This window comes from Isoptericola maris, assembly GCF_048065335.1.
In the GTDB taxonomy this organism is placed as follows: domain Bacteria; phylum Actinomycetota; class Actinomycetes; order Actinomycetales; family Cellulomonadaceae; genus Isoptericola; species Isoptericola rhizosphaerae.
Map to the genome: position 1 here is coordinate 1 of NZ_JBLUNY010000018.1, position 14,393 is coordinate 14,393.

The window sequence follows — 14,393 nt, forward strand, 5'->3', positions numbered from 1 at the left end:
CAGCACGTCGGTGCGGTCAGCGAGGTCCACGCCGTGCGCGGGGTGTCGTTCACCGCACGCCACGGCGAGTCCATCGGGATCGTCGGGATCAACGGCTCCGGCAAGTCCACCCTGCTACGCGCCATCACCGGCCTCATCCCACCCCACTCCGGCTCCGTCTACGTCGACGGCGAACCCGCCCTGCTCGGCGTCAACGCAGCCCTCATGCCCCAGATGACCGGCTCCAAGAACATCGAGATCGGCGGCCTGGCCCTGGGCATGACCCCCAAGCAGATCGACGACAAGTTCGACGAGGTCGTCGAGTTCGCCGACATCGGCAGCTTCGTCGACCTACCCATGAAGACCTACTCCTCCGGCATGGCCGCCCGCCTCCGCTTCGCCATCAGCTCGGCCGCCATCCCCGACATCCTCATGGTCGACGAAGCCCTCGCCACCGGCGACGCCGCCTTCAAGGCCCGCTCCAAAGCCCGCATCGAAGAGGTCCGCCAACAAGCCGGCACCGTCTTCCTGGTCAGCCACTCCATCTCCACCATCGAAGCCATGTGCACCCGCGTGCTGTGGATGCACCAAGGCCGCCTCGTCATGGACGGACCCGTCGACCAGGTCACCACCGCCTACAAGAAGTTCGTCCGCGCCCACCGCCAGGCGCGGTCGGGCGGCCGACCGGGTGGCGGCGGTGGCGGCCGTGGCCGTGGTGGCGGCGGCGGCCGTGGCCGTGGCGGCGGCCGACGCCGCCAGCGCGACGAGGGCTGACAGCTCAGAGGACGGCGCGCACCCGCGCCACGGCGTCCTCGACGGAGGTCACCGAGGTGTCGACCACCACGTCGGCGTCCTCGGGCACCTCGTACGGTGAGGAGATGCCCGTGAACTCGGGGATCTCCCCGGCGCGCGCCTTGGCGTAGAGGCCCTTGCGGTCGCGGGCCTCGCACACCTCGAGCGGCGTCGAGACGTGCACCAGCACGAAGCGTCCGGCGGCTTCCGCCAGCTCGCGCACCCGCGCGCGCCCGCTCGCGAACGGCGCGATAGGAGCCGCGACGGCGGTGCCGCCGTGGTAGGCGACCAGGGAGGCGACGTAACCGATCCGTTCGACGTTCAGCTCGCGCGAGGCCTTGTCGAACCCGAGCCCCTTGGACAGGTGCTGGCGCACCTCGTCGCCGTCGAGCAGCGTGGTGTGGCGGCCCTCGTCGTCGAGCTCGGCCGCCAGTGCGCGCGCGACCGTCGACTTGCCGGAGCCGGACAGCCCCGTGAAGAACACGACGGTGCCCTCGCGCCGGGCGCTGCTCGCCGCACGGGTCACCTCCTCGGCCACGGGCTCGGGGTACAGATCGGCGACCTCGTCGGCCCACAGCGTGCCGAGCCGTGCCAGGCGTGCGCGCGTGGCGGTGGACCGGTGGTCGGCGAGCAGCACGGACCGGTCGGCACCGTGCTGCGCCGCGATCTCCTCCCAGGAGAGCCCGGCGTAGGCTGCCCAGGGGACGACGACGGCGCGCGGCCGGGTCGCACCGGTGCCGCCGACGGCGTCGCGCACCACCGTGGCGGCGCGGGCCAGGCCGGGGCCACCGAGCGTTCCGGGCGCCGGTGCCCGGCGCTCTGCGGGTGCGAGGACGAGGACGGCGGCGGCGCCGGCCGTGACGTCCGGCAGCGCGGCCAGCTCGTCGCGGGTGGGTGCTTCGGTGACGACGACCGCCAGCACGTCGGCGTCCGGTCCGACGGCGCGGCGCACCTCGTCCCGGACCTCGTGGGCGGTGCGGCGCAGCGCGGGGTCCCAGTGTGGACCGGCGGCGCGGGCCAGCGGCTTCACGGCCGTCGCCGTCCCGTCGGTCTCCAGGACGGCGAGGGGGGTGTTCTCTGCGTCCGTCAGCGTGACCGCGGCGTTCGGGCTGCCACCGCCCAGGCGCATCGTCGGCGTGCCGCCCCCGAGGTGGAGCTCGAGCAGGTCGAGCTCGTCGGGCGTCAGGACGTGGGTGGTCTCGGGAGTGTTCATGAGCTCTCGGTGCTGTCCTTCGTGACGGAGGCCGGTTCGGCGGTGGCTGGTGCGGCAGTGGGTGGTTCGGCGGTGGCCGACGGTGGCGGGCGCTTCTTGAGCCGTTCGCGCACGATCACCCAGGCGAGGTTGCCGAGCACGAGGGCTGCGACGGCGGCCACCGCGACGACCGTGACGGACGCGCCGAGCAGCTTGAGGCCCGAGGCGAGCAGCAGGATCGCCAGCGCCCGGCGGATGAGCCCACCGGGGGCGCGGCTGGAGACCTGGGCACCGAACCACGCGCCGGGGATCGCACCGACGAGCAGGGACACGGTGAGTCCGAGCTCGAACTCGCCGTAGAGGACGTGGCCGAGGGACGCCGCGGCCACCAGCGGCACTGCCTGCACGAGGTCCGTGCCGACCAGGTTGGAGGCCTTGAGCGCGGGGTAGAGCATGAGCAGCGCGACGATGATGATGGACCCGGACCCGACCGACGTCATCCCGACGAGCAGCCCGGCGACGACCCCGAGGATCACGGTGGGCACCTTGCGGACGACGACCTCGGCGTTCGACAGGCGGGCCGGGCCTTCGCCGAGCGCCCGGCGGTGCTGGACCATGCCGAGGGTGGCGCGGACCACGAGCATCGTGGCCGCCATCAGCAGCGCGATGCCGAGGATGATCTGCAGCGCCTCGTCCAGGGAGTCGCCGAAGGGCAGGGCACGGATGAGGAACACTCCGCAGAACGCGGCGGGCACCGAGCCGAGGCAGAGCCACAGGACGAGCTGGAGGTTCACGGTCCGGCGGCGCAGGTGCACGATCGCGCCGGCGGGTTTCATGAAGAGGCTGGCGACGATGTCGCTGGAGACGGCGACGAGCGGGTCGACGCGGAAGACGAAGATGAGCATCGGCGTCATCAGGGCACCGCCGCCCATACCGGTCAGCCCGACGATGAACCCGACGAGCAGCCCCCCGACGATGAGGCCGGGATCGATGTCGATCATGCCGGGTGCCGGCCCCCGTCCCGGTGCTCGACGGCGGAGCGACAACCGCGGACCGGTGTGGTCGCCGGTCGTCTCGGCCGTCGGGTGCGCACGGTGACAGGCATGGTCGGAATGGTAGCCTCAGCGGCGTCCGAGGGCCGCGGTGAGCCACCTCCCGAGACACTCCCCAGACGCAAGGAGCTTGATGTCCACGACCACCCCGGTCTTTCCTGAACCGGTGCTCGACGACGCCGCCCTCGCGGCTGCGCTGGCCGAGGGCGCGGGTGCGGTGCTGCTCTCCCTGCGCGACGAGGTCGACGCCGCGGGCGGTGGCTTCGAGCCGCGCCGGCTCAAGGATGCGGGCGACGCCGCCGCGCAGGCGTGGCTGGCCGGCGCGCTCGCCCACGCCCGGCCCGACGATGCCGTCCTCTCCGAGGAGGCCAAGGACGACTCGGCGCGAACGGGTGCCGACCGCGTCTGGATCATCGACCCGCTGGACGGCACCCGCGAGTTCGCCGAGCGTCCGGCCGACGGCGGGGCGGGGTCCTGGCGCGACGACTTCGCCGTGCACGTCGCGCTGTGGGTCCGCGGGGCCGACGGCGGCACGAGCGGTCCCGGCGGGCTCGCGGCCGGCGCTGTGGCCCTGCCCGCCCGTGGCGTGGTGCACACGACCGGCGCGCCGTCGTCGGACCGTGATCTCGAGGCCCGCGACGCGGGCGCTCGTGCCGTGCTGGCGGGGGAGCGTCCGCTGCGCATCGCGGCGAGCCGCAGCCGCCCGCCCGCCTTCGTCGCCGAGCTCGCCGGGCGCGACGACGTCGAGCTGGTGCCGATGGGATCGGCCGGCGTGAAGGTCGTCTCCGTCGTTGACGGTACTGTCGATGCCTACGTGCACGGCGGTGGCCAGTACGAGTGGGACTCCGCGGCTCCGGTCGCGGTCGCCCTCGCCGCCGGGTACGACTGCACGAGGCTCGACGGCACCCCGCTCGAGTACAACCGCCAGGATCCCTGGCTCCCCGATCTGTTCGTCTGCCACCCGAGCCTCGCCGCGCACCTGCGCGCGGCGCTCCAGGGCGTCGGCGTGGCGATCAAGGAAGGTGCCCAGTCGTGACGTCTCACGTCCTGAGCCAGCTCCGCAGCCTCGAGGCGGAGAGCATCCACATCATCCGTGAGGTGGTCGCCGAGATGGAGCGGCCCGTGCTGCTGTTCTCCGGCGGCAAGGACTCGATCGTGATGCTCCACATGGCGGCCAAGGCCTTCGCGCCCGCACGGATCCCGTTCCCGATCATGCACGTGGACACGGGGCTCAACTTCCAGTCGGTGCTGGACACGCGCGACCGGTGGGTCGAGCGCCTGGGCATCCAGCTGGTCGTCGCCTCCGTGCAGGATGCGATCGACCGCGGCCTCGTCAAGGAGGAGCCCAACGGCTCGCGCAACCGGATCCAGACGCCGGTGCTGCTCGAGGCGGTGGAGAAGCACGGCTTCGACGCCGCGTTCGGTGGTGGGCGCCGCGACGAGGAGAAGGCCCGCGCCAAGGAGCGGGTCTTCTCGTTCCGTGACGACTTCGGGCAGTGGGACCCCAAGAACCAGCGTCCGGAGATCTGGAACCTGTACAACGGCCGGGTCCACCAGGGCGAGTCGATCCGCGTGTTCCCGCTGTCCAACTGGACCGAGCTGGACATCTGGTCCTACATCGCGGCCGAGAACATGGACATCCCGGACCTGTACCTGGCCCAGGAGCGTGAGGTCGTGAACCGGGACGGCATGCTCTTCGCCGTCAACGAGTTCACGCCGCTCAAGGAGGGCGAGACCTCCGAGCGTCGCTCGGTGCGCTACCGCACCGTGGGCGACGCCAACCTGACGGCTGCCGTCGAGTCCCAGGCCTCCACCCTGAACGCCATCGTCGAGGAGACCGCCGCGGTGCGCATCACCGAGCGCGGCGCCACGCGTGGCGACGACAAGGTGAGCGAGGCCGCCATGGAGGACCGCAAGCGAGAGGGCTACTTCTAAGCCATGAGCACCACGACCGAGAACCTGGCCGAGGCACTGACCGACGGCTCCACCGACCTGCTGCGGTTCGCGACCGCGGGGTCCGTCGACGACGGCAAGTCGACCCTCATCGGCCGCCTGCTGTTCGACTCGAAGACCATCTTCGAGGACCAGCTCGACTCCGTGGAGAACGTCTCCAAGGACCGCGGGAACGACTACACCGACCTCTCGCTGCTCACCGACGGTCTGCGGGCCGAGCGCGAGCAGGGCATCACGATCGACGTCGCATACCGCTACTTCGCGACGCCGAAGCGCAAGTTCATCATCGCGGACACCCCGGGGCACACCCAGTACACGCGGAACATGGTCACGGGGGCCTCGACGGCGGACGCCGCACTGATCCTCGTGGACGCCCGCAAGGGCGTCATCGAGCAGTCGCGGCGACACACGTTCCTCGCGACGCTGCTCGGCGTGCCGCACATCGTGGTGTGCGTCAACAAGATGGACCTCGTGGACTACTCGGAGGAGGTCTTCGAGAACATCCGCAAGGACTTCACGGAGTTCGCGTCGCGCCTGCGGGTGCCGGACCTGACCTTCATCCCGATCTCCGCGCTGGAGGGCGACAACGTCGTCAACCGCTCGGAGAACACGCCGTGGTACGAGGGCTCGCCGCTCCTGAGCCACCTCGAGCGCCTGCACGTGGCCTCGGACCGGAACCTCGTGGACGTGCGGTTCCCGGTGCAGTACGTGATCCGCCCGCAGTCGCACGACGCCCGTGACTACCGCGGCTACGCGGGAACCGTCGCCTCCGGCGTGATGAAGCCGGGCGACCGCGTCGTCGCGCTGCCGGCGGGTCTCGAGACCACCATCGAGTCGATCGACACCGCCGACGGCCCGGTGGAGGAGGCATTCCCGCCCATGGCGGTCACGGTGCGCCTCGCCGACGAGATCGACATCTCGCGTGGCGACATGATCGCGCGGCCGAACAACACCCCGGCCGCGCTGCAGAACATCGACGCGCAGGTCTGCTGGATGGACGAGACCGCGCCGCTGACGGTCGGCAAGAAGTACGCGATCAAGCACACCACCCGGTGGGCGCGTGCCATGGTCAAGGACATCAACTACCGCGTGGACGTCAACACCCTGCACCGTGACGAGGACGCGACCGAGATCAAGCTCAACGAGATCGGTCGCATCCAGCTCCGTGTGACGCAGCCGCTGTTCGTCGACCCGTACCAGCAGAACCCGGAGACCGGATCGTTCATCCTGGTCGACGAGTCCACGAACAAGACGGTCGCCGCCGGCATGGTCGGCGGTCTGCCGCACAGCTCCTGACGGGCCGACCGGGATGCCAGTCTTCACGAAGGACGACCGCAACGTCCTGTTCATCCACGTGCCCAAGACGGGTGGCTCCTCCGTGGAGGACCACTTCGTCGGTGCCGGGTGGGAGATGTCTTACCATGACGGCCGGATGGGGAAGGGCAAGCCCAACTACCTGCGAACCTGCACGCCGCAGCATATGCATGGGCAGCTCCTGGAGGAGACGTTCCGGCTCGGGCGTTTCGACGCGATCTTCGCCGTGGTCCGCGACCCGGTCGCGCGCTTCCGCTCCGAGTACGTCATGCGGCACAAGCAGGAGCTGTCGACCACGGCCGACGCCGTGGACGCCTGGGCCGAGCGCGCGTTCGAGCGCTTCGAGCGGAACCCGTTCGTCCACGACAACCACATCCGCCCGCAGGTGGAGTTCCTGGTAGGTAAGGCTCAGGTCTACCGGCTCGAGGAAGGGCTGGAGAGGGCGATGACCGACCTCAACGACCGGTTCGACCTCGACCTGCCCACCGAGGTCGAACCGGTGCGGACGAGCGAGAAGACGCGCGGCATCTCGAGCAAGGACGTGGAGGTGTCAGAAGCGCTCGAGGCGCGCCTCGAGCGCTTCTACGCCGAGGACTTCCGGCGGTTCGGGTATCGCGACGTGCCCGAGCCGCGCCGAGCACTCTCGCTCGCGTCCCGCGTGCTGGGCCGGGCGTCGCGAGAGCTGGCCGGACTGGCCGAGCGCTAGGGAGCCCCTCGGCGTCGTCGCAGACCAGGGGTCCGATGCGGGACACCACGTTGACATCGACGGGTGCAGACCGTGCCGTAGGCTGATGGTTCACGATCGGCAGGCCGCCGCCGGCACGAAGAGGAGTACGACTGAACATGTCAGTGCGCAGCGCGCAGGTGCGCGGCCGCGTCGAGCTTTCCGAGGCTCGCCCGCAGGATGCGGTGAACGCCGGCCGCGTCTGGAACTCGATGGTCGTGCCTCAGTGCAAGGTCGTCTTCGTGAACGTCTCCAAGAACGCGAGCACGAGCCTGAAGTGGTTGACGGCCGAGCTCAGCGGTCAGGACCCCGCCACGTTCCACTCCGTGATGGGGCTGGCGCCCACGCGGCAGCAGACCATCCACCGCCGCGCTTCCTGGGTGGGCGTTCCCAAGCTGACGGAGCTCGACGCCGACGCTCGCGCGGAGATCTCGCCGGACAACGGTTGGTTCATCTTCGGCGTGATCCGGGACCCGCGCCTGCGGGCCTGGTCCGCCTGGCAGTCCAAGTTCCTCGTCGGCAACCCTCGCCACGCCTGGCACAAGTTCCGCGACGCTCCCTGGATGCCCCGCGTGCCGCGGGACGACGACGACGTCGTCGCCGACTTCGCGCGGTTCGTGGAAGCCCTGGGTGGTCCCGACGGCGACGAGCTCCTGAGTGACTCCCACTTCAAGCCGCAGACGGAGCTCCTCAGCGAGGACGTGGTCCCGTACAGCAACATCTACGAGGTCTCGGAGCTGTCCCTGCTGCTCGCTGACCTCCGGACCCACCTTGAGGCGCAAGGGCTCGAGGGGACCTACCAGCTGACTCGCGAGAACGAGACGCCACTGTCGGTAGCGGGACGCGTCTTCGGTACCGACGTGCTCGAGACCCTGAACGGCATCTACGCCGGCGACATCGAGCGCTTCGGCCAGCTGTGGGACTTCGACGCCGTGCTGGCCAAGGACCCGACGTGGTCACAGGAGGCCTTCCGCGACATCGCCGGCCGGGTGGCGACCGGACAGCGCATCGCCGACCTCGCGCTGGGGGCGGACAGCCTGCGTGCGAACGTGCGCGAACTGGAGAAGGCCCGCCGCGCGGACCAGCGAGAGATCGGACGTCTCCAGACCCGCGTCGCCGACCTGGAGGCCGCACTGGAGCGCAGGACGATCCGGGGCCTGCCGGGTGCGGTCGCCGGCCGCGTGCGGCGGACGTTCTCCGGCAGCTGACCGTCCTGCGGCGGACCGCCAAGTGCGGCATTCGTCCAATCGCGTCACGCTCGGGTAACCTCTGGACCGGCGCACCGGAGACGCGTCTGCGGCGATCTTCGGCAACTCGCCAGCCGTGTCGGCGAGCATGACCGAGGACTGAACCATGTTGACCAATCCCTTCCAAATGGCAGCGACAAGCGTCTATCGACTGCTTCCCGCAGAGTTCCGTGCAAGAGTCGCGGATCGCCGTGCGAGCGGTCGCCGCGTCCTCGTGTCAGTAGTCGTGCCGATGTACAATGTCGAGGAGTATCTCGCGGAGTGTCTCGACTCAATTCTCGCTCAGACGCACAAGAGGCTTGAAGTCATAATTGTCGACGACGGGTCCCCAGACCGGTCGATCGATATCGCGAAAGAGTACGCCTCGAGGGATCGGCGGGTGCGCATAGTCCGGCAGGAGAACGCTGGACTCGGAGCCGCACGCAACACGGGAGTCGAGCACGCAAAGGGTTCGATGCTCTGTTTCGTCGATTCGGACGACACGGTCCCGCCGGACGCGATCGAAGTCATGCTCCGCTCGCTCGTCCAGAGTGGCTCCGACTTCGCCGTCGGGGCGTTGGTCCGTGACACGGTGTCAGGTCGCCACATGCCGAACTGGGTCAAGGAGGTGCATGCGACGACGCGCCGAAGGATGACCTTCGCGGACGAGCCGGACGTCCTCAAGAACGTCTTCGCCTGGACCAAGCTCTACCGCACGGAGTACTTCCGCCGCGTCGTGCGTGCCTTCCCCGACGGGCTGTACGAGGACCAGATCCCCGCTGCCCGGGCCTACCTGCACGGCAGGTTCGACATCCTCAAGGATGTCGTGTGCTACTGGCGCATCCGTGACGACGGAACCTCCATCACCCAGCAGAAGTCAACCATGAAGGACCTGGTGGGCCGGTGGAACATGCTCGACGACCTGGCGCAGGAGATGAAGGACGCTCCGCTGCACCTGCTGAGGGCGTGGCAGGTGAAGACGATCGGCTTCGATATGCGGCCCTACTACGAGCAGGTGCCGCGGACGTCGTCGGACTACTGGGAGTTCCTCCACGGCCGTGTCCGGCGCTTCGTCGACGAGATCGGGTACGATCTGCTGAGCCAGGTACCCGTCTCGGACCGTCTGCTCGCCGCCGCGACGTACCACGGCCACCGCGACGACGTGACGGAGTTGGTGTGCCGCCGCGAGACCCGGACGTGGAAGGTCCCGGGTCGCATCGAAGCCGGCTCGGCGCTGGTCGAGCCGTACTACTTCGACGGTCTTGAGCTCGAGCCCGACCCCGTCCTGCGATCGCTCGAGGTCGATGCCGGGGTCCGTGCCAAGATCGACATGGTCGACTTTTTGGACGACATCGTGTGCGTCCGGGGTAGCGCCCACCTCGCGAACGTGGGAGTCGCTCCCGGGGACAACGTCACGGTGCGGTTGGTGGCGATCGGGCCGGACGGCGAGGAACATCAGGTGGTCGCCGAGTCCTCCGAGGACCCCCAGGTCGACGCACTGGCCCGCGATCCTTGGAACGACCATGCGCTTGCCGGTTTCTTCGCCGAGGTCCCGCTCGAACGGCTGACGGCCCGCAGCTATCGGCTCGATGTCGTCGTCGATGTCAACGGGTTCTCGCGGAGGGGCCCGCTCCATCGCCCGGATCACCGGGGTCGTGGCCGGCTCCCGGTCTTCGGCAGGCTCGGGCCCGAAGGCCGGTGGTGCATCGAACGTCAGTCGGACTCGACGGAACTCGTCATCCGGCGTATCGGTGCCCAGCGGGTACCGGTTCACGGGGCGGAGTTCGACGGCGAGAGGGTCCGCTTCGACCTCGGGCGCGCCGACGGCGTTGTCGGGACGCTACGAGCCGCCGCCGACGGCGTGCTCGTCCTCGGGGAGCTGGTCATGTCCAACGGTCGCACCTGGGCGGAGTTCGACCTCTCTCGCCGTGGGCTCGCGCCGCAGTCCTGGGTGTTCTCGCTGGAGCGTCCGGGAAACCGCCGGCAGGTTAGGCTGTCCTGGGCTGCGCCGTCGGCCGAGCTGCGGCATTCCCGCGCTGCTGTTGGCCTGCTCTCGGCGAGTCAGTACGGGAACGTGACGCTGGAGAGCGGACCGTTCGTGGCGGAGATTGACAAGGTCGACGTCGTGCCGGCCGGCCTCGAGGTGGCGGGCTGGCTGGCGGCGGACGCCTCGCTGGACGGGGCGGCTGTCGCCTGCTGCCTGATCGCCGACGGTGTGGCAGCGAACCTGGTCGACGTCCGTCCAGACGGCACGGGGACGTTCCGGTGCGTCGTGCCACTGGTCGACGCCCATGGTGTGCCCCTGTCCGTCGACACCAGGCTGGTGCTCAGCATGTCAGTCGGCGATTACGTCCGCGTGCCAAGGCTCGGCCACGCCCTCCGACGGGCGATGCCGGTGGTGCTCGACGGGCCGACACTTCGGATCGAGGCCACGGCGACCGCGGCCGGTGCAGGGCTGTCGGTCGGCCTGCGGCAGCCGTTCGCCGATGCCGAGCGAGGGCGCCGACGCCAGCACGAGCTGCAGGTGGAGTATCGACGGGACGCGCGTCCCTTGCGCGACGCGGTGCTCTTCGAAGCGTTCAACGGCCGGTCCGTCGGGGACTCCCCGCTGGCCTTGAGCCGCGAGCTGCACCGACAGGACCCGGCGGTGGAGCAGTACTGGTCGGTCTCGGACCTCCGGACGCCGGTCCCCGAGTGGGCGACGCCGCTGCTGAGGTTCTCCCGGCCCTGGTACGAGCTGCTGGCCACGGCGGGCACCCTTGTCAACAACAACAACTGGCCCTGGTTCTTCGCCAAGCGGGCGGGTCAGTGCTACGTGCAGACCTGGCACGGGACCCCGATCAAACGGATCGGCAACCACGTGCCGAGTGGTGGCCTCACGATGACCTATCGCCGGCTCATGGAGCGTGAGGCGCGGGCCTGGGACGTCCTGCTGGCCCAGAACGAGTACGCCGCCAAGATCTTCTCCGAGGCGTTCGGCTACAACGGTCGGGTGTTGATCGAGGGCTACCCCCGCAACGACAGCCTCGTGGCCGGTGATGCCGCAGCGACGAGGTCGGCGGTGCGTGCACGACTGGGTCTCACCGACGCCGATCGTGTCGTGCTCTACGCACCGACCTGGCGCGATAACATCAGGTCGGGCTCGGCCTACGGCCGGGTCTCCTACCTGGACGCCGCACAACTGCCGCCGGGGATGGTCGTCCTCTACCGCGGACATGCCAACACCGCGGCCGCCTCGAGCGACTTGCCCGCGTCGGTGATCGATGTGACCGACCACCCCGACGTCAACGAGCTCATGCTCGCCTCCGACCTCCTGGTGACGGACTACTCATCGATCATGTTCGACTACGCGGTGCTGCTGCGTCCGATGTACTTCCTCGTGCCGGACCTGGACCAGTATTCAGGCAGCACGCGCGGGTTCTACCGGGACTTCCAGACGGTCGCTCCCGGCCCCCTGTGCGGCACCACGGAGGAGCTGGCCGAGGCGCTCGCCGACGACTACTGGTCCGCCTACGGGGACGCCCACCGCGCCTTCGTGGAGGAGTACGCACCCCTCGACGACGGCGAGGCCTCGGCTCGCGTCGTCCTCCGGCTGACCGAGATCAACGAACAGGAGACCCAATGACCATCGGTGGACAGGTGCGTGCCAGACTGGTGCACGCAGCGAAGTCTCGATTGGGACGCAGACTCCCGGAGACGCTCGGCCGCGCCCGGTACCGATCGGTGCTCGACGAGTACGTCGTCTCGGACAAGCTCCTCATCATCGACGGCAAGGTGCCGTTGAACTACTTCACGTACCGCACCAACTTCGGTGACCTCCTATCCCCGTGGCTCGTCCGCCAGATGACGGGGCGCGACGTCGTCGTCGCGGACCGGAGCGAGCCGCACTACGTGGTGATCGGGTCGGTCATCAACCAGGGGACCAACAGCTCCATCTTCTGGGGCACCGGGACCTACGGCACCGAGGGGAAGGACGAGGTCGCCCGCAAGGCGCGCTACACGGCGGTACGTGGCCCCCTGACGAGGTCGAAGCTCGGCGCCTCGAAGGGCTTCGGCATCCCGGTGCCGGCCGTCTACGGCGACCCGGCGCTCCTCCTGCCGCTCTACTACCAGCCGCGGGTCAAGGTTACGCACGAGTACGGTGTGGTCGTCCGCTGGAGCGAGCGTCGCTGGGCCGAGGCCACCTACGGGCCAGGGGTCAAGCTGATCGACCTGGGCCGGGACGACGTCGAGGGAGTCATCGACGACTTCCTCTCCTGCCGCAGGATCATCACGTCGTCGCTCCACGGCCTGATCGTCGCGGACGTCTACGGCATCCCGAGCGCGTGGCTGGCGTCCCGGACCCCGCGAGGCGGGGAGTACAAGTTCTACGACTACTTCGCCTCCGTGCAGAAGTTCCGGCAGCCCCACACCTTCGACCCGGCCGCCCAGTCGGTCACCACTGACGTGCTGCGTGAGGCGTTCACGTTCTCGGGTGAGGCGATCACCTACGACTACCGGCCTCTGCTCGATGCCTGTCCGTTCCTGCAGCGCAAGAACAAGGCGACGCAGTCCGCGGTACCGCGGGCGGCGAAGCGCACGCTGCGGCGCGAGGCCGGTACCCCGGTCCTGCTGCCGTCGCTCGGCTACTTCGGGGGAATCCACACCACCCGACTGTCGGTCCGGACCTCCGGGCAGGTCCAGTCGGTCCGGCTCTTCCTGCCCGCGCGGACGTCGGGCCAGCTCGACCTGCGGGGGATCGAGCTGTACAACGGCGGTCAGCGGGTGGAGATCGACATCGCCGACGTGACGATCGAGCAGAGCTCGAACGCCGCGAAGGACGATCGCTCACCGTTCTTGTTCGGAGGGATCAAGTCGGCCAAGGAGGTAGGTCCCTGGTGGACCGCACGCCTCGACGCTCCGGTGGAGGCCGACGAGATCCGGGTGTACAACCGGCTGGACGGCTACGGGTTCCGCAACCGCAGCCTGTCGGTCGCAGTCGCCGGCGCCGACGAGCGACTCAAGACCCTCACGACGACGGACTCCGACGCGGTGGTGCGTGAGACGCTCTCCCTCCTGTCCCGGCTTACCGGCCGGACGCTCGAGGAAGCGGTGCTCGGCTCGGCCGAGGAGGCTGCGGCGGAGCGGGCCAAGACGTTGTCGCTACTGGCCGAGAAGTCGCAGGAGGGCTTGCTCACCGCCGATCCTCGCGAGCAACAGCTGCTGGCCGCGCTGGTCCCGACGAGAGCACCCGCCGACGGCGCGGAGCTCACCGACGACGAGTGGGCGCTCCTCGGCCATCTCCTCGCCGCGGAGCGGGCGAGAGTGCCAGGGACGGCGACGTCGATGCGTGCGTTCCAGCTGATCCTGCGGACGGTCCCGCGTCTCGAGCGGCTCGCTCACGAGGTCAACAGGGCGGGCGATGCACTCGGAACTCCTCGTGCCGTCCTGACCCGGCACGGGATCGTCGACGACGGAGGACTGCGGGAGCGCTCAGCCGACTACCTGGCGACGATCGAACGTGCGGCTGCGCTGCTGGACCAGTGCGGCTATCCGGCGATGCTCGCGTACGGCACCTTGCTGGGGGCTGTGCGGGACGGCGACTTCCTCGCTCACGACGACGACGTCGACATGATGATCCCGCTCGACGCGCCGGACCGGGCTGCTGCTGAGCCTGTCCTGGCCGAACTGCGCGCAGCTCTCCGCGAGGCGGGCTGGAAGGTGTCGAGGCCCAACACCTACACCAACTTCCACCTGCACGATCCGGAGAACGGCCTGCACGTCGACGTGTTCCCCGTGTTCGTAGACGGGGAACGGGCCACGCTGCACATGGAGAAGATGCGTCTGCGGGCGATCCCCACCGGGGCGGTCATGCCGCCGACACCGCTGACGTTCAAGGGACGCAAGCTTCTCGGACCGGCAGACCCGGAGGCCTTCCTCGCCGAGCGCTACGGCGAGACGTGGTCGGTTCCCGATCCGTACTACGACTGGCCGTGGCGCCTGGACGGATGATGACCCGTCCCGACTGAGGAGCCTCGAAGCAGCCACGGCTCGACCGGCTGCTGTGTCCGTCGGGCTCCGCACCGGGCAGGTCGCAGGGTTCTCCTCCCGGCGGCCAGGTCGAGCTCGGTGCGGGGCCCGGTGAGGTGCGCCGATCGGTGTCGGTCCCGCGGGTCGCAGTG

Annotated in this window: 10 protein-coding genes; 8 read left to right on the forward strand and 2 right to left on the reverse strand. The window is 69.5% G+C overall.

Annotated elements, in window-relative coordinates; all coding sequences use genetic code 11:
* A partial coding sequence (locus ACH5HR_RS16780) for an ABC transporter ATP-binding protein (protein WP_416478978.1) occupies positions 1-753 on the forward strand: 753 nt, incomplete at its 5' end.
* Positions 754-757: 4 nt separating this feature from the next.
* Here ACH5HR_RS16780 and cysC read toward each other — a convergent pair.
* Positions 758-1,984, reverse strand: a complete 1,227-nt coding sequence (gene cysC / locus ACH5HR_RS16785) for an adenylyl-sulfate kinase (RefSeq protein WP_416478979.1) — start codon at positions 1,982-1,984, stop codon at positions 758-760.
* Positions 1,981-2,964, reverse strand: coding sequence for a sulfite exporter TauE/SafE family protein (locus ACH5HR_RS16790; protein ID WP_416478981.1), 984 nt, complete (start codon positions 2,962-2,964; stop codon positions 1,981-1,983). The genes cysC and ACH5HR_RS16790 overlap by 4 nt, the downstream gene beginning before the upstream one ends.
* 184 nt (positions 2,965-3,148) lie before the next feature.
* Between ACH5HR_RS16790 and ACH5HR_RS16795 the strand changes: the two genes are divergently transcribed.
* From ACH5HR_RS16795 to ACH5HR_RS16825, 7 genes are all read left to right on the forward strand, one after another.
* Positions 3,149-4,051: an inositol monophosphatase family protein gene (locus ACH5HR_RS16795; protein ID WP_416478983.1), complete on the forward strand. Its 903-nt coding sequence runs from the start codon at positions 3,149-3,151 to the stop codon at positions 4,049-4,051.
* Positions 4,048-4,950: a sulfate adenylyltransferase subunit CysD gene (gene cysD / locus ACH5HR_RS16800; protein WP_416478985.1), complete on the forward strand. Its 903-nt coding sequence runs from the start codon at positions 4,048-4,050 to the stop codon at positions 4,948-4,950. Before ACH5HR_RS16795 ends, cysD begins: the two co-directional genes overlap by 4 nt.
* Before the next feature lie 3 nt (positions 4,951-4,953).
* Positions 4,954-6,264 carry a sulfate adenylyltransferase subunit CysN gene (gene cysN / locus ACH5HR_RS16805; RefSeq protein WP_416478987.1) on the forward strand — a complete coding sequence of 437 codons (1,311 nt, stop codon included), beginning with the start codon at positions 4,954-4,956 and terminating at the stop codon, positions 6,262-6,264.
* 13 nt (positions 6,265-6,277) lie between these two features.
* Complete coding sequence (locus tag ACH5HR_RS16810; RefSeq protein ID WP_416478988.1) at positions 6,278-6,988, forward strand: sulfotransferase family 2 domain-containing protein; 711 nt, start codon at positions 6,278-6,280, stop codon at positions 6,986-6,988.
* A 137-nt stretch (positions 6,989-7,125) separates the two neighbouring features.
* Complete coding sequence (locus ACH5HR_RS16815) at positions 7,126-8,214, forward strand: sulfotransferase family 2 domain-containing protein (RefSeq protein WP_416478989.1); 1,089 nt, start codon at positions 7,126-7,128, stop codon at positions 8,212-8,214.
* 166 nt (positions 8,215-8,380) lie between these two features.
* A complete protein-coding gene (locus ACH5HR_RS16820; RefSeq protein WP_416478991.1) occupies positions 8,381-11,857 on the forward strand; it encodes a bifunctional glycosyltransferase/CDP-glycerol:glycerophosphate glycerophosphotransferase in 3,477 nt (1,158 codons plus the stop codon).
* Between the two features lie 50 nt (positions 11,858-11,907).
* The gene (locus tag ACH5HR_RS16825; RefSeq protein ID WP_416478993.1) at positions 11,908-14,223 is read left to right on the forward strand and encodes a LicD family protein; all 2,316 of its coding nucleotides are present in this window, start codon (positions 11,908-11,910) and stop codon (positions 14,221-14,223) included.
* Positions 14,224-14,393 lie beyond the last annotated feature (170 nt).